The sequence below is a fragment of the Pantoea sp. ACRSC genome (assembly GCF_022346785.1).
GTDB classification, from domain to species: Bacteria; Pseudomonadota; Gammaproteobacteria; order Enterobacterales; family Enterobacteriaceae; genus Pantoea; species Pantoea alvi.
Window position 1 is genome coordinate 166663 of the sequence record NZ_JAKRNN010000004.1, and the last position, 21291, is coordinate 187953.

Here is a 21291-nt window from a genome sequence, read left to right on the forward strand (position 1 = left end):
TTTTTTCTCAGGCGTTTTTGAGCATCCAGTCGATCTCCGTGGCGGTCACCAGCCGCTCAAACTGCATCATCTCGTGGCGCTTACAGCTGTGCCACACCGCACCGAACCGCTCGCCCAACAGTTTTTGCAGCGGAAAGCTGCTTTCAAATTCAAACAGCGCCTCGCTCTGGCGCACCGGCAGCGGGATGCCCTCCGCCTCGTGGCCGTTGCCCTGAACCGGCTGCGGCAGCGGCAGCGCGGTATCCAGCCCGTGCAGAATTCCCGCCAGAATCGCCGACATCACCAGATAGGGGTTGGCGTCCGCGCCCGCGACGCGATACTCAACGCGGTGGTTTTCCACGTCGCCGCAGGGAATGCGCAGCGCCACGGTGCGGTTGTTATGCCCCCAGGAGGCGCGCATCGGCACATAGGCTTCCGGCACAAACCGACGGTAGGCGTTAACGTTGGGCGCCAGCAGCGCCATCGACGCTGGCATCAGGTCGAGCATGCCCGCCAGCGCGCGCTTCAGCAGCGGCGAATCGCTGCCGTCATCGGTGGCAAAGGCGTTGTGATCGGCGGCGTCCAGCATGCTGATATGCACGTGCATGCCGCTGCCCGCATACTCTTCATAGGGCTTGGCCATAAAGGTAGCGGTCATGCCGTGGTTCTCCGCCACCTGACGGATCAGCCTTTTAAGCTGCACGGCGTGGTCGCAGGCGCTCAGCACGTCGCGGGTGTGGTGCAGGTTGATCTCAAACTGGCCGGGCGAGGCTTCCGCCAGCGCGCCGTCGGCGGGAATGTTTTGCTGGCGCGCCAGCGCGTCGATATCGCGCAATACTTCACCAAAGCGATCGAGATTGTCCACAGAGTAGACCTGGCTCTGCATATTGCGATCGCTGCTGCCCGGCGCGCACGGCGGCTGAATATAGCCTTCGGCATCGCGAATTTTATCTACCAGATAGAACTCCAGCTCTACCGCTACCACCGGAAAGAGTCCTCGGTTGCGCAACTGCTGCCACAGCCGGTTCAGGACATTGCGGGGTTCAACGTCAAAGGGAGTGCCATCTTGGTTGCACATGGTCAACAGCAGCTGGGCGATGTGCTCAGGATCGGACGCAGAGGGAACTAAGGTGCCGGGAACCGGCAGGCAGAGATTGTCTGGTTCGCCGAGGGACTGGCCCAGACCGGCCTCTTCGACTGTATTACCAAGGATATCCATCGCGAAAACCGAGGCCGGGAAATAACACCCCTTTTCCAGCTTCGCCAGCGCGGCGACCGGGATGCGCTTACCGCGAAAGACGCCATTTAAATCATTTAATAAAATATCGACATACTGCGTTTCAGGATGGCGTTCCAGCCAGTTTTTCACTTCAAGCTGGAACGCGCTGGTTCGTCTCTCTTCACTGTGTCGCGTGAAGTCTTCTACTTCCACGAGGTTCGTCATATCCCACCCGCCTTCTACCGTTAGTTGGTTTGCGCAATGCTCAAAATAACAGCCACTCCTCTAACATAGCGCCAACAGAAAAAGTGTGCAAATGTAACAAATCTGTTTGAGAAACAATCAGCGCATTGCTAGATTGAAAAAATATTGCACAGTTTTCCCTGCTGCCGTCCCGATCGGTGAATTTTTTGAACAGCGAGTCGAGGAGTGAGATGGGCATTATTTTTAACAACCCTTTGATCGGCGTAGCGATGTGCCAGATCGACAACGGCGGCCATCCCACCCAGTCGGTGCATAACAAATACCTGACGGCGATAGCGCAGGCGGGCGGCGTGCCGATTGCCCTGCCCCAGCAGCTCTGCGCGACCCCTCACCTGCTGGAGCAGGCGCTGGCGACGCTCGACGGCGTGCTGCTGACCGGCAGCATCAGCAATATCGAACCCTGGCACTACGGCGAAGCGGGCAGCGAGCCGCTCGCCGATCCCGGCCGCGACCGGCTCGCCTTCGCCATTATTACCTGGGCCACCAGCCGCCGCATGCCGCTGCTGGGCATCTGCCGCGGCATGCAGGAGCTGGTGGTGGCCAACGGCGGCGCGCTGTGGCGCGATCTCGACCAGCGTAAAACCGGGCTGCCGCATCATGCCGAGTCGACGCTGCCGCTGAGCGAACAGTACGCGCTGGCCCACGACATCTTTCCCGAGGCGGACGGGCTGCTGGCCTCTCTGCTGGGCAGCGACGCAGCCCTGGCGGTCAATTCGCTGCATCATCAGGGCATCCGCGAAACGGGCCCGCAGCTGCGCATCGAGGCGCGCGCGCCAGACGGCCTGATCGAAGCGGTCAGCCTGCGCCACCATCCCTTCGCCCTCGCGGTGCAGTGGCATCCCGAATGGCAGCCGGAACATCACGACGCCTCGCGCGCCCTTTTCGCGGGGTTTATCCACGCCGCACAGCACTATCACAAGGAAAAATCACCATGAACGATGCCGCTCTGGCGCCGGGACGACGCTTATCGCAAATCCGGCAAGAGTTGGGATTGTCTCAGCGCCGCGCCGCTGAACTGTCAGGTTTAACCCACAGCGCAATCAGCACCATCGAACAGGACAAGGTCAGTCCGGCGGTCAGCACGCTGCAAAAGCTGTTAAAGGTCTACGGGCTGTCGCTGTCGGAGTTCTTCTCCGAACCCAAAGCGCATGACGCGCCGAAGGTCATCGTCAGGCCGGCCGATCTGGTGGAGATCGGCAGCCAGGGCGTGTCGCTGAAGCTGGTCGACAACGGGCAGGCGAAACGCTCGCTCGGCATGCTGCTGGAGACCTATCAGCCCGGCGCCAGCACCGGCGAAAAGCTGCGCCATCCGGGCGAAGAGACCGGAACGCTACTGGAAGGTGAGATCACGCTGGTGGTCAACGGCCAAAGCTACCACCTTAACGCGGGCGAAAGTTATGTCATCGATACCGGGCTGCCGCACAGCTTCACCAATCTTTCGGCGCAGCCCTGCCGTATCGTCAGCGCCCATACGCCCGCCAATTTCTGATGCACTTGCAGCCAGGAGGTTGAGATGAAACATGTTGAAAGCTACTACGCGGCGACCGCCAACGACCATGCGCCCTGGCCGACGCTGCAGGAGAGCATCCAGTGCGACGTCTGCATTATCGGTGCTGGCTTTACCGGCCTCTCCGCCGCGCTCTATCTTACCGAAGCGGGCTATGACGTAGTGGTGCTGGAGGCGGCGCGCGTCGGCTTTGGCGCCAGCGGCCGCAACGGCGGGCAGGTGGTCAACTCCTACAGCCGCGATGTGGACGTGATCGAGCAGCGCTATGGCAAAGAGAGCGCGCGTATGCTCGGCAGCATGATGTTTGAGGGGGCGGAGATTATTCGCGACCGCATCGACCGCTACGCCATCGCCTGCGACTACCGGCCCGGCAATATTTTCGCCGCGCTCAACCTGCGCCAGATGAATCACCTGCGCCGCCAGCAGCGGCTGTGGGAAAAGTATGGCAATCACCATCTGGAGCTGCTGGACGAGCGCGGCATCCGCCGCGAAATCGCCACCGAACGCTACGTCGGCGGCCTGCTGGATCGGCGCGGCGGCCATCTGCACCCGCTGAACCTGGCGCTGGGCGAAGCTGAGGCGATTCGACGCCACGGCGGGCGCATCTATGAACGATCCGCCGCAACGGCGCTGACCTACGGCGCGCCGAACAGGGTGAAAACTGAACATGGCGAGGTAAGCGCCACCTTTGTGATTTTCGCCGGCAACGCCTATCTGCCCTCGCAGCTGGAGCCGCGCCTGGCGCGCAACAGCATGGCGTGCGGGTCGCAGATCCTCGCCAGCGAGCCGCTGAGCCGCGATCGCGCGCTGGCGCTGCTGCCCAATAATCACTGCGTCGAAGACTGTAACTATCTGCTCGACTATTTTCGCCTGACGGCGGATAACCGCCTGCTCTACGGCGGCGGCGTGGTCTACGGCGCGCGCGATCCCGGCGACATCGAGGCGCTGATCCGTCCCAAGCTGCTGCGCACCTTCCCGCAGCTGCGCGACCTCACCTTCAGCTACCGCTGGAGCGGCAACTTTCTGCTGACGCTCTCGCGCCTGCCGCAGTTTGGCCGGCTGGAGAATAACGTCTACTTTATGCAGGGCGACAGCGGCCACGGCGTCACCTGCACGCACCTTGCCGGCAAGCTGATTTGCGAAGCGCTGCGCGGGGATGCGGAGCGCTTCGACGCCTTTGCGAAGCTGCCGCACCTGCCCTTCCCCGGCGGACGGCGCTTTAAGGTGCCGCTGACCGCGATGGGCGCCGCCTGGTATGCGCTGCGCGACCGGCTCGGCGTCTGAGGACCACGACTACTCCAGCGGCATCTTCGCCGGATCGTCGTAGCTGTACTCAAACCCCAGCTCGCTGCAGATGCGCGAGCCGTCGATCAGCTTGCCGGTCTCGCCGGAGGCTGACGGCAAAAAGGTCGGCGGCGTCAGGCCCAGCTGGCGCGAGACGGCGGGATAAAAGGTCGCGCGCGACGGGTGCTTTTGCGCGCAGAGGTTATAGACGCGTCCGCCCTTCGGCGTCTGCAGCAGCAGCGTAATTGCGCTGACCACATCATCCAGATGCACCAGATTGACGCCGTGCGCGCCATTCTCCAGCCCGGTTTTTCCCGCCAGGAAGCGGCCGGGATGACGACTCGGCCCCACCAGCCCCGCCAGCCGCAGAATATCCACCTGGGTGCCAGGCAGATCGTGCAGCCAGCTCTCCAGCGCGGCCAGGGTTTTTCCCGCCACCGTTTCCGGCTGCAGCGCACTGCTCTCTTTCATCACCCCGTTGCCGCTGCCGTATACCGAGGTAGAGCTGGTAAAGATAATGCGCGGCACCTGCTTCGCCAGCGCGCTGTCCACCACGTTCTGCACCGCCTGCATATAGCTTTCGCCGCCTTCCGCCGTCCGGCTGGCGGGCAGGGTCACCACCAGCGCGTCCACCGCCAGCAGCAGATCGAGATCCTCGGCGTCGCACTCGATTTCCGGCGTCAGCTGCAGCTGCACCGCGTCGATGCCGCAGCGGCGCGCCGCCTCGACGCCGTCCAGCGTGGTTTTACTGCCGGTGACCTGCCAGCCGCGCGCCGTTAGCGCCAGACCCAGCGGCATGCCCAGCCATCCCAGACCGATAATTGCGACCTTCTTCATATAGACTCCTGCGCCTGATTCACTGTCGTCCATCTTAGTGCGCCGCGCCGCCGAACCGCAAAGGTTAAAAAAGGGTTGCGCATCGCCGTTATCTTCGCTAGGTTAATCAGCACGCAAATGAATATCCATTCAGCAACGGAATTAACTATGACACGCGTTCAGTTCAACCATCATCATCACCATCATCCTGACTAGTCTTTCAGGCGATGTGTGCTGGGAGACATTCAGATCTTCCAGTGGTGCGAGCGCAAAGAGAACCCCCGGAAGATCGTCTTCCGGGGGTTTTTTTATGGGCTGAAGCGATACCTTTTCAGACAGGAATGAAACAGAGGACGGGAATGATGTTAGATAACAAGCGAATTCGCATAGCTATGCAGAAATCTGGCCGTTTAAGCGATGATTCACGCGAGCTGCTGGCGCGCTGCGGCATTAAAATCAACCTGCAGCAGCAGCGTCTGATCGCCTTCGCGGAGAATATGCCGATCGATATTCTGCGCGTGCGCGATGACGATATTCCCGGTCTGGTCATGGACGGCGTGGTGGATCTCGGCATTATCGGCGAAAACGTGCTGGAAGAGGAGCTGCTGACGCGCCGCTCGCAGGGCGAAGATCCGCGCTACTTTACCCTGCGTCGCCTGGACTTCGGCGGCTGCCGCCTGTCGCTGGCGATGCCGGTAGATGAAGAGTATAGCGGCCCGCAGTGTCTCAATAACGCCCGCATCGCCACCTCCTATCCTCACCTGCTGAAGCAGTATCTCGATAAAAAAGGCCTTAACTTCAAACCCTGTATGCTGAACGGTTCGGTGGAAGTCGCGCCGCGCGCCGGACTGGCCGACGCGATTTGCGACCTGGTATCGACCGGCGCCACGCTGGAAGCCAACGGCCTGCGTGAAGTCGAGGTGATCTACCGTTCAAAAGCGGTGCTGATCCAGCGCGACGGCGAGATGGCACCGGAGAAGCAGGAGCTGATCGACAAACTGATGACGCGTATTCAGGGCGTCATTAAAGCGCGCGAATCGAAATACATCATGATGCACGCGCCGAGCGATCGGCTGGAAGAGGTGATCGAGTTGCTGCCCGGCGCCGAGCGTCCAACCGTGCTGCCGCTGGCGGGCGACCAGAGCCGCGTGGCGATGCATATGGTCAGCAGCGAAACCCTGTTCTGGGAAACCATGGAAAAACTGAAAGCGCTGGGTGCCAGCTCGATTCTGGTGCTGCCAATTGAAAAGATGATGGAGTAAGCCATGTCCTTTATGACCCCCGTCGAATGGCAGCAGTGCAGCGAGGAGCAGCGCCAGGCACTGCTCCAGCGTCCGGCTATCGCCGCTTCCGACACTATCAGCGCCACGGTGCGCGCGGTGCTGGATCAGGTAAAGAGCAGCGGCGATGCGGCGCTGCGTGAGTTCAGCGCGCGCTTCGACAAGGCGCAGGTAGAGGCGCTGCGCGTGACGCCCGCCGAGATCGCCGCCGCCGGCGCGCGACTCAGCGACGAGCTGAAGCAGGCGATGGCCGTTGCCGTCGCCAATATCGAAACCTTCCACAACGCGCAGCAGCTGGCGACGGTGGATGTAGAGACCCAGCCAGGGGTGCGCTGCCAGCAGATCACCCGGCCGGTGCGGTCGGTCGGCCTCTATATTCCCGGCGGCTCCGCCCCGCTCTTCTCTACCGTGCTGATGCTGGCGACCCCGGCGCGTATCGCCGGCTGCGGCCGCGTGGCGCTCTGCTCGCCGCCGCCCATCGCCGACGAGATCCTCTATGCGGCGCAGCTCTGCGGCGTTGAAGAGGTGTTTCAGGTCGGCGGCGCGCAGGCGATCGCCGCCCTCGCCTTCGGCACCGAGAGCGTGCCGAAAGTCGACAAGATTTTCGGGCCGGGCAACGCGTACGTTACCGAGGCGAAGCGCCAGGTGAGCCAGCGTCTCGACGGCGCGGCCATCGATATGCCTGCCGGTCCGTCGGAAGTGCTGGTGATCGCCGACGAAGGGGCGACGCCCGCCTTTGTCGCCTCCGATCTGCTGTCACAGGCGGAACACGGCCCCGATTCGCAGGTGATCCTGCTGACGCCGTCGCTGACGCTGGCGCAGCAGGTGGCCGAAGCGGTAGAGGCGCAGCTGCAGGCGCTGCCGCGCGCCGCCACCGCGCGTCAGGCGCTGGCGAGCAGCCGCTTGATCGTGGCGCGCGACCTGGAGGAGTGCGTGGCGATCTCCAACCAGTACGGCCCGGAACACCTGATTATTCAGACGCGCCAGCCGCGCGATCTGGTCGACGCCATCACCAGCGCCGGCTCGGTGTTTCTCGGCGACTGGTCGCCGGAGTCGGCGGGCGATTACGCCTCCGGCACCAACCATGTGCTGCCGACCTACGGCTATACCGCCACCTGCTCCAGCCTTGGCCTGGCCGATTTTCAGAAGCGCATGACGGTGCAGGAGCTGACGCCGCAGGGCTTCCTCAACCTGGCCGCAACCATTGAAACCCTGGCTGCCGCCGAGCAGCTGGAAGCCCACAAAAACGCCGTTACGCTGCGCGTCGCCGCGCTGAAAGAGGAGCAGGCATGAGCCAGAATATTGAAGAGCTGGCGCGCGACAACGTGCGCGCCCTGACCCCTTACCAGTCTGCGCGCCGCCTGGGCGGCAACGGCGACGTCTGGCTCAACGCCAACGAATTTCCGCTGCCGGTCCCCTTTGAGCTGTCGCAGCAGACGCTGAACCGCTACCCGGAGTGTCAGCCAAAGATCGTTATCGAGCGCTACGCCGCCTACGCTGGACTACAGCCGGAGCAGGTGCTGGTCAGCCGCGGCGCCGATGAGGGCATTGAGCTGGTGATGCGCGCCTTCTGCGAGCCGGGCAAAGACGCGATCCTCTTCTGCCCGCCGACCTACGGCATGTACAGCGTCAGCGCCGAGACCATCGGCATTGAGTACCGCACCGTGCCCGCGCTGGAGAACTGGCAGCTGAACCTGCCCGCCATCGCCGAACAGCTCGACGGCGTAAAAGTGGTCTATATGTGCAGCCCTAACAACCCGACCGGCAACCTGATCGATCCAGATGATATCCGTGCGCTGCTGGAGATGACCGCCGGAAAAGCGCTGGTGGTGGCCGATGAGGCCTATATTGAATTCTGTCCGCAGGCGACGCTGAGCGGCTGGCTGAAAACGTATCCGCACCTGGTGATCCTGCGCACGCTGTCGAAGGCCTTTGCGCTTGCCGGCCTGCGCTGCGGCTTTACGCTGGCCAACCCGCAGGTCATCAATTTGCTGATGAAAGTGATCGCCCCCTATCCGCTGGCAACGCCGGTCGCCGACGTCGCCGGTCAGGCGCTGAGCGATCAGGGCATCGCGCTGATGCGCCAGCACGTCGCCGAGCTGAACGCCAGCCGCGCCTGGCTGCTGGAACAGCTGCCGCAGCTGAGCCTTGTGCAGCAGGTCTTCCCGAGCGAGACCAACTATATCCTGGCGCGCTTTACCGATTCCCATGCGGTGTTTAAATCCCTGTGGGATCAGGGCATTATTCTGCGCGACCAGAACAAAAATCCGGGCCTGGCGGGATGCCTGCGCATCTCAATCGGCACGCGTCAAGAGTGCGAGCGCCTGATCGCCGCGTTACAGGCTTTATCTGTGGAGAGAGCATGAGTCAGAAGACCCTTTTTATCGATCGCGACGGCACCCTTATCGCCGAGCCGCCTGAAGATTTTCAGGTGGATCGCATGGAGAAGCTGGCGTTTGAAGCCAACGTCATCCCGGCGCTGCTGGCTCTGCAGAGCGCTGGCTATCGGCTGGTGATGATCACCAACCAGGACGGGCTGGGCACCAGCAGCTTCCCGCAGGCCGATTTCGACGGCCCGCATAACCTGATGATGCAGGTGTTCAGCTCGCAGGGGATCCATTTCGACGACGTGCTGATCTGCCCGCACAAGCCGGAAGATAACTGCGACTGCCGCAAGCCGAAAACCAAAATGGTCGAGGCCTGGCTGGCGGAAGGCGCCATCGACGTGGCCAACAGCTATGTGATCGGCGACCGGCTGACCGATATCCAGCTGGCGCAGAATATGGGCATCCAGGGTATCCGCTTCGGGCGCGAAGGCGAGGAGTGGAACGCCATTCAGGCGCGCCTCACCAGACGCGATCGCCATGCGCTGGTTAACCGCAACACCAAAGAGACGCAGATTCAGGCCGAGGTGTGGCTGGACCGCGAAGGCGGCAGCAAAATCAACACCGGCGTCGGCTTCTTCGATCATATGCTGGACCAGATCGCCGTTCACGGCGGTTTCCGTATGAGCATCGAGGTGAAAGGCGATCTCTATATCGACGACCACCACACCATCGAAGACACCGGGCTGGCGCTCGGCGAAGCGCTGCTGAAGGCGCTGGGCGACAAGCGCGGCATCGGCCGTTTCGGCTTTGTGCTGCCGATGGATGAGTGCCTGGCGCGCTGCGCGCTCGATATTTCCGGCCGTCCGCACCTCGAGTTTAAGGCAGAGTTCAGCTATCAGCGCGTCGGCGATATGAGCACCGAGATGGTGGAGCACTTCTTCCGCTCGCTCTCCTACGCCATGATGAGCACCCTGCACCTGAAAACCAAAGGCAAGAACGATCACCACCGCGTGGAAAGCCTGTTTAAAGCCTTTGGCCGCACGCTGCGCCAGGCGATCCGCGTTGAGGGCAACACCCTGCCCAGCTCGAAAGGAGTGCTGTAAATGAACGTGGTGATCCTTGATACCGGCTGCGCCAACCTCTCCTCGGTGAAGTGGGCAGTAGAGCGCCTTGGCTATACGCCCGACGTCAGCCGCGATCCTGACGTGGTGCTGCGCGCCGACAAGCTGTTTCTGCCGGGCGTTGGTACCGCGCGGGCGGCGATGAACCAGATGGAAGAGCGCGACCTGGTCGACCTGATCAAAGCCTGCACCCAGCCGGTGCTCGGCATCTGCCTCGGCATGCAGCTGCTCGGCAGCAGCAGCGAGGAGAACGGCGGCATCAGCACCCTCGGCATTATCGACGCCGAATGTGGCCTGATGGACACGCGCGGCCTGCCGCTGCCGCATATGGGCTGGAACCAAATCACCGCCCAGGCGGGCAACCACCTGTTTCGCGGCATTGACGAAGAGAGCTACTTCTATTTCGTGCACAGCTACGCCATGCCGGTCAACGCCAGCACCATCGCCCAGTGCGATTACGGCCAGCCGTTCACCGCGGCGGTGCAGAAAGATAACTTCTTCGGCGTGCAGTTCCACCCCGAGCGTTCCGGCAAAGCGGGCGCGCAGCTGCTGAAAAACTTCCTGGAGATGTGATGATTATCCCCGCGTTAGATTTGATTGATGGCAAGGTGGTGCGCCTGCATCAGGGCGACTACGGCCAGCAGCGCGACTACGGCAGCGATCCGCTGCCGCGCCTGCAGGATTACGCCCGCCAGGGCGCGACGGTGCTGCACCTCGTCGACCTTACCGGCGCGAAAGATCCGGCGCAGCGCCAGATCCCGCTGCTGAAAACGTTGCTGAACGGCGTCGACGCAACGGTGCAGGTCGGCGGCGGCATCCGCACGCGCGACGACGTGAAGGCGCTGCTGGACGCCGGTGCCAGCCGCGTGGTGGTCGGCTCCACGGCGGTTAAACAGCCGGAAGAGGTGAAGAAGTGGTTCAGTGAGTTCGGCGCCGAGGCGATCGTGCTGGCGCTGGACGTGCGCATCGACGCGGCAAACCGCAAAGAGGTCGCCATCAGCGGCTGGCAGGAAGCGGCCGGCGTGACGCTGGAAGAGGTTGTCGCCTGGTTTGAGCCGGTCGGCCTGAAGCATGTGCTCTGCACCGATATTTCACGCGACGGCACGCTGAGCGGCTCTAACGTCGCGCTCTATCAGGAAGTGACCGCGCGCTATCCCGATATTGCGTTTCAGTCCTCCGGCGGTATTGGCGGCATTGAGGATATCGCGGCGCTGCGCGGCAGCGGCGTTAAGGGCGTGATCGTCGGACGTGCTCTGCTTGAAGGCAAATTCACGGTTTCGGAGGCTATCGCATGCTGGCAAAACGCATAATCCCCTGTCTTGACGTGCGCGACGGCCAGGTCGTCAAAGGCGTCCAGTTCCGCAATCACGAGATCATCGGCGACATCGTGCCGCTGGCGCAGCGCTACGCCCAGGAAGGCGCGGACGAGCTGGTGTTCTACGATATCACCGCCTCCAGCGACGGCCGCGTGGTCGATAAAAGCTGGGTGTCGCGCGTCGCGGAAGTGATCGATATTCCCTTCTGCGTGGCGGGCGGCATTAAGAGTGAAGAGGATGCGGCGCGCATTCTGGAGTTCGGCGCCGACAAAATCTCCATCAACTCGCCCGCGCTGGCCGATCCCACGCTGATCACCCGCCTCGCCGACCGATTCGGCGTGCAGTGCATCGTAGTGGGCATCGATACCTGGTTCGACGAGGCGAGCGGCAAATATCACGTTAACCAGTATACCGGCGACGAAGCGCGCACCCGCGTGACCCAGTGGGAAACTGAGCAGTGGGTGCAGGAAGTACAGCAGCGCGGCGCAGGAGAGATCGTGCTGAACATGATGAACCAGGATGGCGTGCGCAACGGCTACGATCTGGTGCAGCTGCAAAAAGTGCGCGACCTCTGTAAGGTGCCGCTGATCGCCTCGGGCGGCGCGGGCACCATGCAGCACTTCCTCGACGCCTTTGAACAGGCGAACGTCGACGGCGCGCTGGCCGCCTCGGTGTTCCATAAGCAAATTATCAATATCGGCGAGCTGAAAAGCTTTCTGAAAGAGAACGGAGTGGAGATTCGCGCGTGTTAACTGAAGAGCAACTGGCCCGCCTCGACTGGGTTAAAACTGAGGGCATGATGCCCGTTATCGTGCAGCACAACGTCTCCGGCGAAGTGCTGATGCACGGCTATATGAATCAGGACGCGCTGGCAAAAACCCTGAGCGACGGCAACGTCACCTTTTTTTCGCGCACCAAACAGCGTCTCTGGACCAAAGGTGAGACCTCTGGCCATTTTCTTCAGGTCGTCAGCATCACGCCGGACTGCGACAACGATACGCTGCTGGTGCTGGCCGATCCCATCGGCCCCACCTGCCATCGCGGCACCTCAAGCTGCTTCTCACCTGCCGCACCGGACTGGACCTTTTTTTATCAGCTGGAACAGCTGCTGGCGTCGCGCAAAAGCGCCGATCCGGCCAGCTCCTATACCGCGCAGCTCTATGCCAGCGGTACCAAGCGCATCGCGCAGAAAGTCGGTGAAGAAGGCGTCGAGACCGCGCTGGCGGCTACGGTAAAGGATCGCCACGAGCTGACCAATGAGGCCTCTGACCTGCTCTATCACCTGATGGTGCTGCTGCAGGATCAGGAGCTGGATCTCAGCGCCATTATCAGCAACCTGCGCGCGCGGCATAAATAGCAGCGCGCCATGCTGCTCAATACCGGAATGATATTGAGCAGCCTCTGTTCTTTAGCGTCAGGATCTGGCTATGACCACCCATGAAAAACTGATCGCCCTGCTGGAACAGCATCAGGCGCGCTATCAGCTGATGAGCCATGAGGCGACCGGCAAATGCGAAGCGGTGGCGGCGATCCGCGGCACCGCCATCGGCCAGGGCGCGAAAGCCCTTGTCTGCCACGTAAAAGGCAACGGCGTTAAACAGCATGTGCTGGCGGTGCTGCCTGCAGACCAGCAGGCGGATTTAGCCCGGGTAGCGGAAGCGGTCGGCGGTCGACGCGCCTCGCTCGCCAGTCCGGCAGAGGTTGATATGCTGACCGGCTGCGTGTTCGGTGCCATTCCGCCCTTTTCTTTTCATCCCGATCTCAGGCTGGTGGTCGATCCGCTGCTGTTCGAGCGCTTTAGCGAGATCGCCTTTAACGCCGGACGACTCGACAGGTCGGTGGTGCTCAACACGGAAGATTATCGCCGCCTCTGCAATGCTAACGTAGTGAAAATAATCCAGTAATTGTCATCGTGAAAACAGGCAGGTACTCTGCTTAATTCAACATCACGATAAAAGAAGACATTATGGCCACTCCTACTCTCTCTCGTCTGCGCGCCGCGCTGATAACCGCCGTACTGGCAGGCTGCGCCTTTGGCGCGCAGGCAAAAATCGAACAGGTACGCTTTGCCGTCGATCCGACCTATCCGCCTTTCGAGTCAAAAACCCCGCAGGGCAAGCTGGTCGGTTTCGATATTGATCTGGGCAACGCCCTGTGCCAGCAGATGCAGGCGAAGTGCGTCTGGGTGGAAAGCCAGTTTGACGGCATGATCCCGGCGCTGAAGGCGCGCAAGTTCGACGCGATCCTCTCGGATATGGGCATTACCGAAGAGCGTCTGAAGCAGATCGACTTTACCGTACCGCTCTATGATACCCATACCCAGCTGGTTGCGCGCAAAGGCAGCGGCCTGCTGCCGACCGCCGAATCGCTGAAGGGCAAAACCGTCGGTGTCGAACAGGGTACGGTGCAGGAGCGCTACGCGCGCGCCAAATGGCAGCCGTTTGGCGTCAACGTAGTGCCTTACGGCGATCAGGCGCAGGTTGAGAGCGATCTGGTTTCCGGGCGGCTCGATGCGGTATTCACCGATGCGGCGCAGGCGGCAATCGGCTTCCTCAAGCATCCGCAGGGCAAAGATTTCGAACTGGCGGGGCCTGTTGTCGAGGATCCTATTATCGGCCCCGGCACGGCCATCGGCCTGCGTAAAGGCGACAGAGAGCTGAAGAGCGCGCTGGACAACGCCTTTGCCGAAATCAAAAAGAACGGCACTTTCGATAAGATCCAGAAGCACTATTTCGCCACCGATATCTCTATCCAGCAGTAGTCTGAGGCGACCCGAGTGGTCGCCCGCTCTGATTCGGCACTATACTTTTCTTCATTTCCTGGGCGCAGTTGCGCCCTCTTCTAAATGAAAGGACAATCGGCGCCCTATGCATCAACAACATCATCCCCTTCTTAGCGCCTCGCTGGGCACTCAGCGCGAAATCGTCAGCTTCCACTTCGGCGAAGAAAAATATAAACAGGTCTATATTCAGGCGTCGCTGCACGGCGACGAGATCCCCGGTATGGCGGTCGCCTGGTTTCTGAAGCAGAAGCTGATGGCGCTGGAGTCCGCTGGCAGGCTGCGCGCTGGCTTTACGCTGGTGCCGGTGGCGAATCCGCTGGCGCTGGGCCAGCACTGGCACGGCACCCATCTGGGACGTTTTCACTGCGAGTCGGGCCAGGACTTCAACCGCCGCTTTCCGGCGCTGGGCGAGAAGCTGGCCACGGAGCTGGCGGGATCGCTGACGCCGAACGAAGGCGACAACAAGCGGCTGGTCCGCGAGGCTATCGATCGTCACTACCGCGATGTGATTGCAAAAACCGAACTCGAGGCGCAGCGCTTTACGCTGATGCGTATGGCGAGCCAGGCGGATCTGATGATTGATTTGCACTGCGACTGGGAGGCGCTGCCTCACCTCTATACCACGCCGCACGCCTGGCCAGACATTGAGCCGCTGGCGCGCTGGCTGGGGAGCGAAGTGCAGCTGCTGGCGCAGGTTTCCGGCGGTGAGCCGTTCGACGAAGCCTGCTGCGAACCCTGGCTGACGCTGGCGCAACGCTTTGGCGACCAGTATCCGATGCCGCGCGGCCTGCTGCCGGTGACGCTGGAGCTGCGCGGGGTGCGCGACGTCGATCCCGAGCAGGCGGAGCAGGATGCAGATGCGATTATCAGCGCGCTACGTGAGAGCGGTTATATCGCTGCGGAAAACCCGCTTGTGTCGGCGGAAGTCGCCGCGCCGGTGATTGGCGGCGACGAGCTGGCGCTGGTGACAGCCAATGCCGAGGATATCGCCGGCATGACCGAGAGCAGCGCGGCGGCCAGCGCGCTGGAAGCGGTGGATGTGCCAGCAGAGAGTGGCGTGATTAAGCCGCGCCACAGCGAAGGCGCAGGTGCGGTCTCCCCTGCCCTTAAGCACCCTGCCACACCGCTGGCTGCGTGCGAATATATTCACTCACCGGTATCGGGACTGATTCTGCACCGTAAGAAGCTGGGCGCGCATATTCGTCCGGGCGAAGTGGTGGCGGAGGTGGTGGATCCGGTTACCGACAGTGTGACGCCGCTGGTGGCGGAGTTCGGCGGCGTGCTCTATGCGCGGCACTGGGCGAAGTTTGCGACGGCGGGCATGCTGGTGGTGAGGCTGGCGGGTGAAGATGAGGTGAGAAGCGGGGATTTGCTGGTGGGATAAAAAAAGGCTTCCTGACGGAAGCCTTTTTAATGTTAGTCCAGCCACTCGGTGTGGAACACACCTTCTTTATCAATGCGCTTGTAAGTATGCGCACCAAAGTAGTCGCGCTGCGCCTGAATCAGGTTGGCAGGCAGCACTTCTGAACGGTAGCTGTCGTAGTAAGCGATAGCGGCAGAGAAGGTCGGCGTCGGGATACCGTTCTGCACGGCGTAGGCCACGACGTCACGCAGCGCCTGCTGGTATTCATCAGCAATATTTTTGAAGTAAGGCGCCAGCAGCAGGTTAGCGATGTTGGCGTTTTCTGCATAGGCATCGGTAATCTTCTGCAGGAACTGCGCGCGAATGATGCAGCCAGCGCGGAAGATTTTAGCGATTTCGCCGTAGTGCAGATCCCAGTTGTACTGCTCGGAAGCCGCACGCAGCTGAGAGAAGCCCTGAGCGTAAGAGACAATTTTGCCCAAATAGAGCGCGCGACGCACTTTCTCAACAAATTCAGCTTTGTCACCGGTGAAGGCCTGCGCCTGCGGGCCGCTCAGCACTTTGGACGCGGCAACGCGCTGGGTTTTCAGCGAGGAGAGGTAACGCGCGAAAACAGACTCGGTAATCAGCGACAGCGGTTCGCCGAGATCGAGCGAGCTCTGGCTGGTCCACTTACCGGTGCCTTTGTTAGCCGCTTCATCCAGAATCACATCAACCAGGTAGTTACCCTCTTCATCTTTCTTGGTGAAGATATCCTTGGTGATGTCGATCAGGTAGCTGCTCAGCTCGCCGTTGTTCCACTCGGTAAAGGTTTTCGCCAGCTCTTCATTGCTCAGACCCAGCGCGCCTTTCAGCAGGGCATAGGCTTCAGCAATCAGCTGCATGTCGCCATATTCGATGCCGTTGTGCACCATTTTGACGTAGTGACCCGCACCGTCTGGACCAATGTAGGTCACGCAGGCTTCGCCATCTTCAGCGCGCGCGGCGATTTTATCCAGGATCGGCGCAACCAGCTCGTAAGCTTCTTTCTGGCCGCCAGGCATGATAGACGGGCCCTTAAGCGCGCCCTCTTCACCGCCGGAAACGCCGGTGCCGATGAAGTTAAAGCCCTGCTCAGACAGCTCTTTGTTACGACGGATAGTGTCTTTATAGAAGGTGTTACCGCCATCGATCAGGATATCGCCTTTGTCGAGGTGCGGAGTCAGGGAGGCAATGGTTTTGTCAGTTGCTTCGCCCGCCTGCACCATCAGCAGAATACGGCGCGGTTTCTCAAGGGACTCCACAAACTCTTCAATGGTGTAGTAAGGCGCCAGTTTTTTTCCTTCGTTCTCAGCGATGACTTCATCGGTTTTTTCGCGAGAGCGGTTGAAGATAGATACGGTGTAACCGCGGCTTTCAATGTTGAGAGCCAGGTTACGACCCATCACTGCCATACCTACAACGCCGATCTGTTGCTTGGACATTATTTACTCCTGTCTGAGTTTGAGGCTAATAATCATACAAAATGAAATGAGCTTTAGTATCTTACAGTAGGATACAGGTAACATATATCAGCATATTAAAATCAAGCACTAACTGACAAAACCCATATAATTAATATGTGAACGAGGCCAGAGCATTCTATAATTTTATATATTGCTACGAAGTTGCTCTAATTCTTCCTCACAAGCGCGAACACGCTCTATATATCGCTGAAGCTCAGAAGCTAAGGCCGCTTTTTCCTTTTTCAGATCCTCATAAAGATCTATTGCAGCATAAGCATCTAACGTTGATTGCTTTGCTTTACGCTGCTCATACTCAAGACGGCCTTGAAGATCAAGAATTATAGGCATTAAAACATCAGATGGGTTGATATGCGCATCAACAACACCAAATTCAGGATCAAAATTTTCCAAAGCCTTATCAATAGCGTTCTCGAAATCAGATGGCGACTCGGGATTTATCCAATACTTTGTAAGGATATAAGTAAGCGTTTTCTTTTGTAAAAGATTCATTTTTTCAGGTTGTGACGAAAACGCTTTACTTAGATCGTTTTTATCTGAAATGATATTACAGCATCGCTGCCACTCACATCTTCCAGAACAAAATACACTTGCACCATCTATTAATGCTTCAATGCCAACGCCTGAATTAACCGTTATTACAGATCTTGATTTCCTTACAAGATCATGAATATTACTATTGGTGCGAATTACCCACGGATTGCTTTCCGTCAAAAGCGTAATAGTCTCTTCTATGGCAAAAGACTGACAAAATGGATGCCGCTTTACAAGCAAATAGACCTGATTTTCCCTTGCTAATTCTGCCGCGTCATGAAGTAACTTTAAACCGTCGTAGGGACTGTGAATAGATACGGGATCGTTCTGCACTTGCATTGGATAGAAGACAAAATCCGTGGCAATTTCTGGAACTAATTCATCTGACTGAGGATATTTGGAATTGTTTTTTTCTATAAACCGCTGCTTCCATTCTTCAAGAACCAGATCAACAGTCCCTTCATCTATTTTTGCAATCTCTTTCTCATAGCGCTCGAAATTGATAGAAATATCTGACCATCCAGAATAGCCAGAAGAATCCATTGAAAACAATGGAGTCACGGCTGCTTCTTTCATCCTTATGATATTTTTCTCTGCTCCCCAGGAATGATAAGAAAAAACTAAAGTTCCTTTTTCTGGTTGTCGAGGTGCTTCATCTGCGCCAAATGGCACTTCCCTAAAATACAATGGAATCTTTCTTTCTGTTAAGGCCAAAATAAGATTTGTAATAAAAGATTTATGTTTATATCCATCTACTGGGTTTTTCGTCCAGGAGACTGGGACTTCTACTACTATTTTATTAGGCATTAATTTCTCCACTTATTCAACCAGATGCCGATAAATTCCAAGTGTTTTCTCTACCACATATTTTGAACAAAAATGTGATTTAACTCTTAAATGCGCATTATGCCCAAGACTCTCTCTTAATTCCTTATTTTTTATTAAACACTCTAATTTATCCGCAAGGTCAATTATATCCTTATTTGCAATAAATCCAGTCAAGTTGTTTATTACTATACTGCTACATCCTCCAGTATTGTAAGCTATAGAAGGACGGCCTACGGCTGCAGCTTCAATAAGAATACGGGGAACCCCCTCTGCATAAACAGAAGGCAGTGCAACAATATTACATCTTCCTATTAGATCTTTGATATCATCTCGCTGACCTAACCAATATATAGCTTTAGAATTGGACCATTGCTCAATTACACTGTGAGGGATGGCATCAGGATCATTTTTGACAGTTATCCCTGCGACAAGTAATTCGAAATCAACGCCCTTATTTTGGAGCAAGTTTTTAGCTTTCACTAAATCAGCCAACCCTTTACTCCAAATTAGCCTGCTTGCAAAAAGAACAACTGGAGTGTTATTGGCAGGATCTGGCAAATATTTAAATTCGTCCGTATTAATTCCTGCACCATCTATAACTATGGTTTTTTCAGGCCTAATCCCTGTAATTGATATTAAGTCCGCCCGATCACTTTCATGTTCAAAAATCATAAAAATATCAGGTTTGGTGCTAAGCCATCGATAAAAACCCGAAACCAATCTTTTTATAATTTTATATTTTTTAGAAGGCGAAGAGAAAACTCTCCCCAACCCAACGAAACTCATCACAAGTTTCTTCTTAAAAAATTTTGCATACAACCCACCAATAATACAAGGCTTGATTGTAATACAGTGCAAAATGTCGGGATTAATAGCGCGGATGATCCTAAAGGAATTAATTAAATCTTTTACGATAACAAGCGGATTAAGTGATTGCTCAGACATTTTTGAATTATGGGCTTTAATACCTAAAGATGTAAATTCGCTCATAATCATTACGTCTTCAAATTTGCATACTACATGAACCTCATATCCGCTTTCTTTTGCAGCCAATGCTCGCTCTTTCCAGTGCAGATTAAAATACCAATCAGAGTTGATATAAAAACAAAGCTTTTTCATTAAACCCTGCCATTCTTTGATTCCTTTAACCTGAAACTAATTCCGTCAAAGATCCCTTTCGTCAGATATTTCACATAACTAAGTTTGTTATCTGACTTTACAACCATAAAATAGCATTTCACTAATCTTAGTATTATAGAAATCAAGCTAAAAGGTCTATTTTTCTTAAAAAGGAATCTCGATAAAATCAAATTTCGCGACAAATAATAAACCTTCCATGGCAGCATTGCTGAGTTAGACTCAAGAATATCGTGATAAAAATTTAATTCTGGATTGAAAATAATTTTACAATCATTGAGATGAAGTTCCCACGAAAAATATACATCGTCAAAATAAATAAACAAGTCTTTGTTTATTTTATGGTAATGTCTTTTTAAAACATTGAAGTTAATGAACACACCAACAAAGGAAAAAGTAACAACTTCTGAAACCTGGGAAGGATGGGCTTCGTAACGAGAAGGTTCATTATAATAGCTAATAATATCCCCCAGGCTATTCGGAATTTTGAGCCAGGGAATATTCATTTTACATCGTGAACCTTTCATATCAACAACGTTAGTAACAACTACCTGTGCGTTGTCATTATGACTCGTCATAAATTTTTTAAGTATATCTGGCTCAGGGTAGGCATCATCATCAAAGAAAAGCACCCAGTCAGGGGTGCTGTTTTTCGCTAACCATTCAGAGCCTTTATAAAAGCCACCTGCCCCGCCTTCATTAACGTCATTTGAAATAACTCTAAGACGTGAATCTTGTAGCTCATTAAGCCACTCTCCCGTAGCATCAGTTGATGCATTATTCACAATTATTATTTCGTGAAATGAAAGCGGCTCAATTGCAGCCCAACATTTTTTTAGTTTGTCGAGACGATTGTAAGTGACGATTAAAGCGGCGATTTTCATCTAGGGTTAACCACAAAGACCGGCATTTGCAGTTCATTCTGAATACAATTACGGTATGTCTTAACGACATCTAAAGCTTCTTTTATCGTAACATCCATATCAAGATAACGATAAGTGCCAAGCCGCCCTATAAAAGTAAGGTTGGTTTCTTTTTCCGCCGCATCCAGATATTGATTTAACAATTGCATTTCGCCCATTTGACGAATCGGATAGTAAGGAATATCTTTCTCCGTTGATGCACGACTAAACTCTTTATAACAAACGGTATTTTCATGATTTTCCCAAGGCGCGAAGTACTTGTGCTCTGTTATTCGTGTATAAGGAACATTCACGTCACCGTAATTCATTACTGCACAACCCTGAAAATCACCTTCCGCCTCAAGCCGTTGAAAGTCTAAAGTCCTGTAGCCTAAACGACCTAATGTGAAGTCAAAATATCCATCTAAAGGACCACTATAAAAAACATGATCATATTTATCTTTGTCATTTTTATCAAAGTGTGTATTTAATTCAACATGGATGTTTTCATGGTTTAAAATAGACTCTACGATTACCGTATACCCATCTCTAGGCATCCCCTGGAACTTATGATTGAAATAATTGTCATCATAATTAAATCGCACAGGTAATCTTTTCAGAATAGAAGCAGGCAATTCTTTCGGTTCAATACCCCATTGTTTTATAGTGTAACCTTTAAAAAATGCCTCATACAATTCCTTGCCCACAAATCGTAATGCTTGATCCTCAAACGTTTTAGGGTCGGTAATACCTTTATCGCCCTTAGAATCAATCAACTCTTTAGCTTGCGAAGGATTACAGGTTTTATTGAAGAATTGATTTATAGTATGCAAGTTAATAGGCAAAGAATAAACGCTTCCATTTACGGTCGCTTTCACCCTATTAACATATGGCATCATGACACCGTGAGCATTTATATAATCCCATACTTCTTCATTATCAGTATGGAAAATATGTGGGCCATAGGTATGCACCATCACATTAGTATTAGCGTCTCTTTCGCTATAACAGTTACCGGCTATGTGATTTCGCGAGTCGATAATATGGATATTATGTCCATCTTCAGCTAGCTCGCGACCAATAACTGCACCTGAAAAACCTGCACCGACAATCAAAATATTCTTTTTCAT

The 21291-nt window shown here is 56.0% G+C and carries 22 protein-coding genes and 1 other annotated feature; of the genes, 15 read left to right on the forward strand and 7 right to left on the reverse strand.

Annotated elements, in window-relative coordinates:
- Window positions 1-7: 7 nt before the first annotated feature.
- Window positions 8-1423: a glutamine synthetase family protein gene (locus MHZ97_RS06935; RefSeq protein ID WP_103796789.1), complete on the reverse strand. Its 1416-nt coding sequence runs from the start codon at window positions 1421-1423 to the stop codon at window positions 8-10.
- Between the two features lie 209 nt (window positions 1424-1632).
- On the opposite strand from MHZ97_RS06935, the gene puuD reads away from it, so the two are divergent.
- From puuD to MHZ97_RS06950, 3 genes are read left to right on the forward strand one after another with little or no spacing between them, the layout of a single operon-like run.
- Window positions 1633-2397 (forward strand): gamma-glutamyl-gamma-aminobutyrate hydrolase, encoded by a 765-nt coding sequence (gene puuD, locus MHZ97_RS06940; protein WP_239313871.1) that lies wholly within the window; start codon window positions 1633-1635, stop codon window positions 2395-2397.
- Window positions 2394-2951: an HTH-type transcriptional regulator PuuR gene (gene puuR, locus MHZ97_RS06945; RefSeq protein ID WP_103796787.1), complete on the forward strand. Its 558-nt coding sequence runs from the start codon at window positions 2394-2396 to the stop codon at window positions 2949-2951. Before puuD ends, puuR begins: the two co-directional genes overlap by 4 nt.
- Before the next feature lie 24 nt (window positions 2952-2975).
- On the forward strand, window positions 2976-4253 hold the full coding sequence (locus MHZ97_RS06950; RefSeq protein ID WP_239313868.1) for an FAD-binding oxidoreductase: 1278 nt from the start codon (window positions 2976-2978) through the stop codon (window positions 4251-4253).
- Window positions 4254-4262: 9 nt separating this feature from the next.
- Here MHZ97_RS06950 and MHZ97_RS06955 read toward each other — a convergent pair whose 3' ends face one another.
- Entirely contained in the window at window positions 4263-5090 is an 828-nt protein-coding gene (locus MHZ97_RS06955) for an SDR family oxidoreductase (RefSeq protein WP_239313865.1), read from the reverse strand.
- A gap of 147 nt (window positions 5091-5237) precedes the next feature.
- On the opposite strand from MHZ97_RS06955, the gene hisL reads away from it, so the two are divergent.
- The 12 genes from hisL to MHZ97_RS07015 all read left to right on the forward strand — a co-directional run bounded on the left by hisL (window position 5238) and on the right by MHZ97_RS07015 (window position 15279).
- Window positions 5238-5285 carry a his operon leader peptide gene (gene hisL / locus MHZ97_RS06960; protein ID WP_100396937.1) on the forward strand — a complete coding sequence of 16 codons (48 nt, stop codon included), beginning with the start codon at window positions 5238-5240 and terminating at the stop codon, window positions 5283-5285.
- Window positions 5261-5381: a sequence feature (His leader region), on the forward strand. It overlaps the preceding gene by 25 nt.
- A gap of 50 nt (window positions 5382-5431) precedes the next feature.
- On the forward strand, window positions 5432-6331 hold the full coding sequence (gene hisG / locus MHZ97_RS06965; protein WP_239313862.1) for an ATP phosphoribosyltransferase: 900 nt from the start codon (window positions 5432-5434) through the stop codon (window positions 6329-6331).
- A gap of 3 nt (window positions 6332-6334) precedes the next feature.
- A complete protein-coding gene (gene hisD, locus MHZ97_RS06970) occupies window positions 6335-7642 on the forward strand; it encodes a histidinol dehydrogenase (RefSeq protein WP_103796784.1) in 1308 nt (435 codons plus the stop codon).
- A complete protein-coding gene (gene hisC / locus MHZ97_RS06975; RefSeq protein WP_239313854.1) occupies window positions 7639-8715 on the forward strand; it encodes a histidinol-phosphate transaminase in 1077 nt (358 codons plus the stop codon). The genes hisD and hisC overlap by 4 nt, the downstream gene beginning before the upstream one ends.
- On the forward strand, window positions 8712-9779 hold the full coding sequence (gene hisB / locus MHZ97_RS06980) for a bifunctional histidinol-phosphatase/imidazoleglycerol-phosphate dehydratase HisB (RefSeq protein ID WP_103796782.1): 1068 nt from the start codon (window positions 8712-8714) through the stop codon (window positions 9777-9779). Before hisC ends, hisB begins: the two co-directional genes overlap by 4 nt.
- Window positions 9780-10370, forward strand: coding sequence for an imidazole glycerol phosphate synthase subunit HisH (gene hisH / locus MHZ97_RS06985; protein ID WP_103796781.1), 591 nt, complete (start codon window positions 9780-9782; stop codon window positions 10368-10370). It begins immediately after the preceding gene.
- The gene (gene hisA, locus MHZ97_RS06990; protein ID WP_103796780.1) at window positions 10370-11107 is read left to right on the forward strand and encodes a 1-(5-phosphoribosyl)-5-[(5-phosphoribosylamino)methylideneamino]imidazole-4-carboxamide isomerase; all 738 of its coding nucleotides are present in this window, start codon (window positions 10370-10372) and stop codon (window positions 11105-11107) included. Before hisH ends, hisA begins: the two co-directional genes overlap by 1 nt.
- The gene (gene hisF / locus MHZ97_RS06995; protein ID WP_103796779.1) at window positions 11089-11865 is read left to right on the forward strand and encodes an imidazole glycerol phosphate synthase subunit HisF; all 777 of its coding nucleotides are present in this window, start codon (window positions 11089-11091) and stop codon (window positions 11863-11865) included. The genes hisA and hisF overlap by 19 nt, the downstream gene beginning before the upstream one ends.
- Window positions 11859-12470, forward strand: coding sequence for a bifunctional phosphoribosyl-AMP cyclohydrolase/phosphoribosyl-ATP diphosphatase HisIE (gene hisIE / locus MHZ97_RS07000; RefSeq protein WP_239313843.1), 612 nt, complete (start codon window positions 11859-11861; stop codon window positions 12468-12470). The genes hisF and hisIE overlap by 7 nt, the downstream gene beginning before the upstream one ends.
- A 70-nt stretch (window positions 12471-12540) precedes the next feature.
- Window positions 12541-13017, forward strand: coding sequence for a YbaK/prolyl-tRNA synthetase associated domain-containing protein (locus tag MHZ97_RS07005; RefSeq protein ID WP_239313836.1), 477 nt, complete (start codon window positions 12541-12543; stop codon window positions 13015-13017).
- 62 nt (window positions 13018-13079) lie between these two features.
- Window positions 13080-13874, forward strand: coding sequence for an ABC transporter substrate-binding protein (locus tag MHZ97_RS07010; protein ID WP_239313834.1), 795 nt, complete (start codon window positions 13080-13082; stop codon window positions 13872-13874).
- A 106-nt stretch (window positions 13875-13980) separates the two neighbouring features.
- Window positions 13981-15279, forward strand: coding sequence for a succinylglutamate desuccinylase/aspartoacylase family protein (locus tag MHZ97_RS07015; RefSeq protein WP_103796775.1), 1299 nt, complete (start codon window positions 13981-13983; stop codon window positions 15277-15279).
- 32 nt (window positions 15280-15311) lie between these two features.
- On the opposite strand, the gene gndA is transcribed toward MHZ97_RS07015, so the two are convergent.
- The 5 genes from gndA to glf form a co-directional block, all read right to left on the reverse strand.
- Window positions 15312-16721 carry an NADP-dependent phosphogluconate dehydrogenase gene (gene gndA / locus MHZ97_RS07020; RefSeq protein WP_103796774.1) on the reverse strand — a complete coding sequence of 470 codons (1410 nt, stop codon included), beginning with the start codon at window positions 16719-16721 and terminating at the stop codon, window positions 15312-15314.
- A gap of 165 nt (window positions 16722-16886) precedes the next feature.
- Entirely contained in the window at window positions 16887-18101 is a 1215-nt protein-coding gene (locus tag MHZ97_RS07025; protein ID WP_239313832.1) for a hypothetical protein, read from the reverse strand.
- 12 nt (window positions 18102-18113) lie between these two features.
- Complete coding sequence (locus tag MHZ97_RS07030; protein ID WP_103796772.1) at window positions 18114-19241, reverse strand: glycosyltransferase family 4 protein; 1128 nt, start codon at window positions 19239-19241, stop codon at window positions 18114-18116.
- The gene (locus MHZ97_RS07035) at window positions 19241-20143 is read right to left on the reverse strand and encodes a glycosyltransferase (protein ID WP_239313829.1); all 903 of its coding nucleotides are present in this window, start codon (window positions 20141-20143) and stop codon (window positions 19241-19243) included. The genes MHZ97_RS07030 and MHZ97_RS07035 overlap by 1 nt, the downstream gene beginning before the upstream one ends.
- Entirely contained in the window at window positions 20140-21291 is a 1152-nt protein-coding gene (glf, locus tag MHZ97_RS07040) for a UDP-galactopyranose mutase (protein ID WP_239313826.1), read from the reverse strand. The genes MHZ97_RS07035 and glf overlap by 4 nt, the downstream gene beginning before the upstream one ends.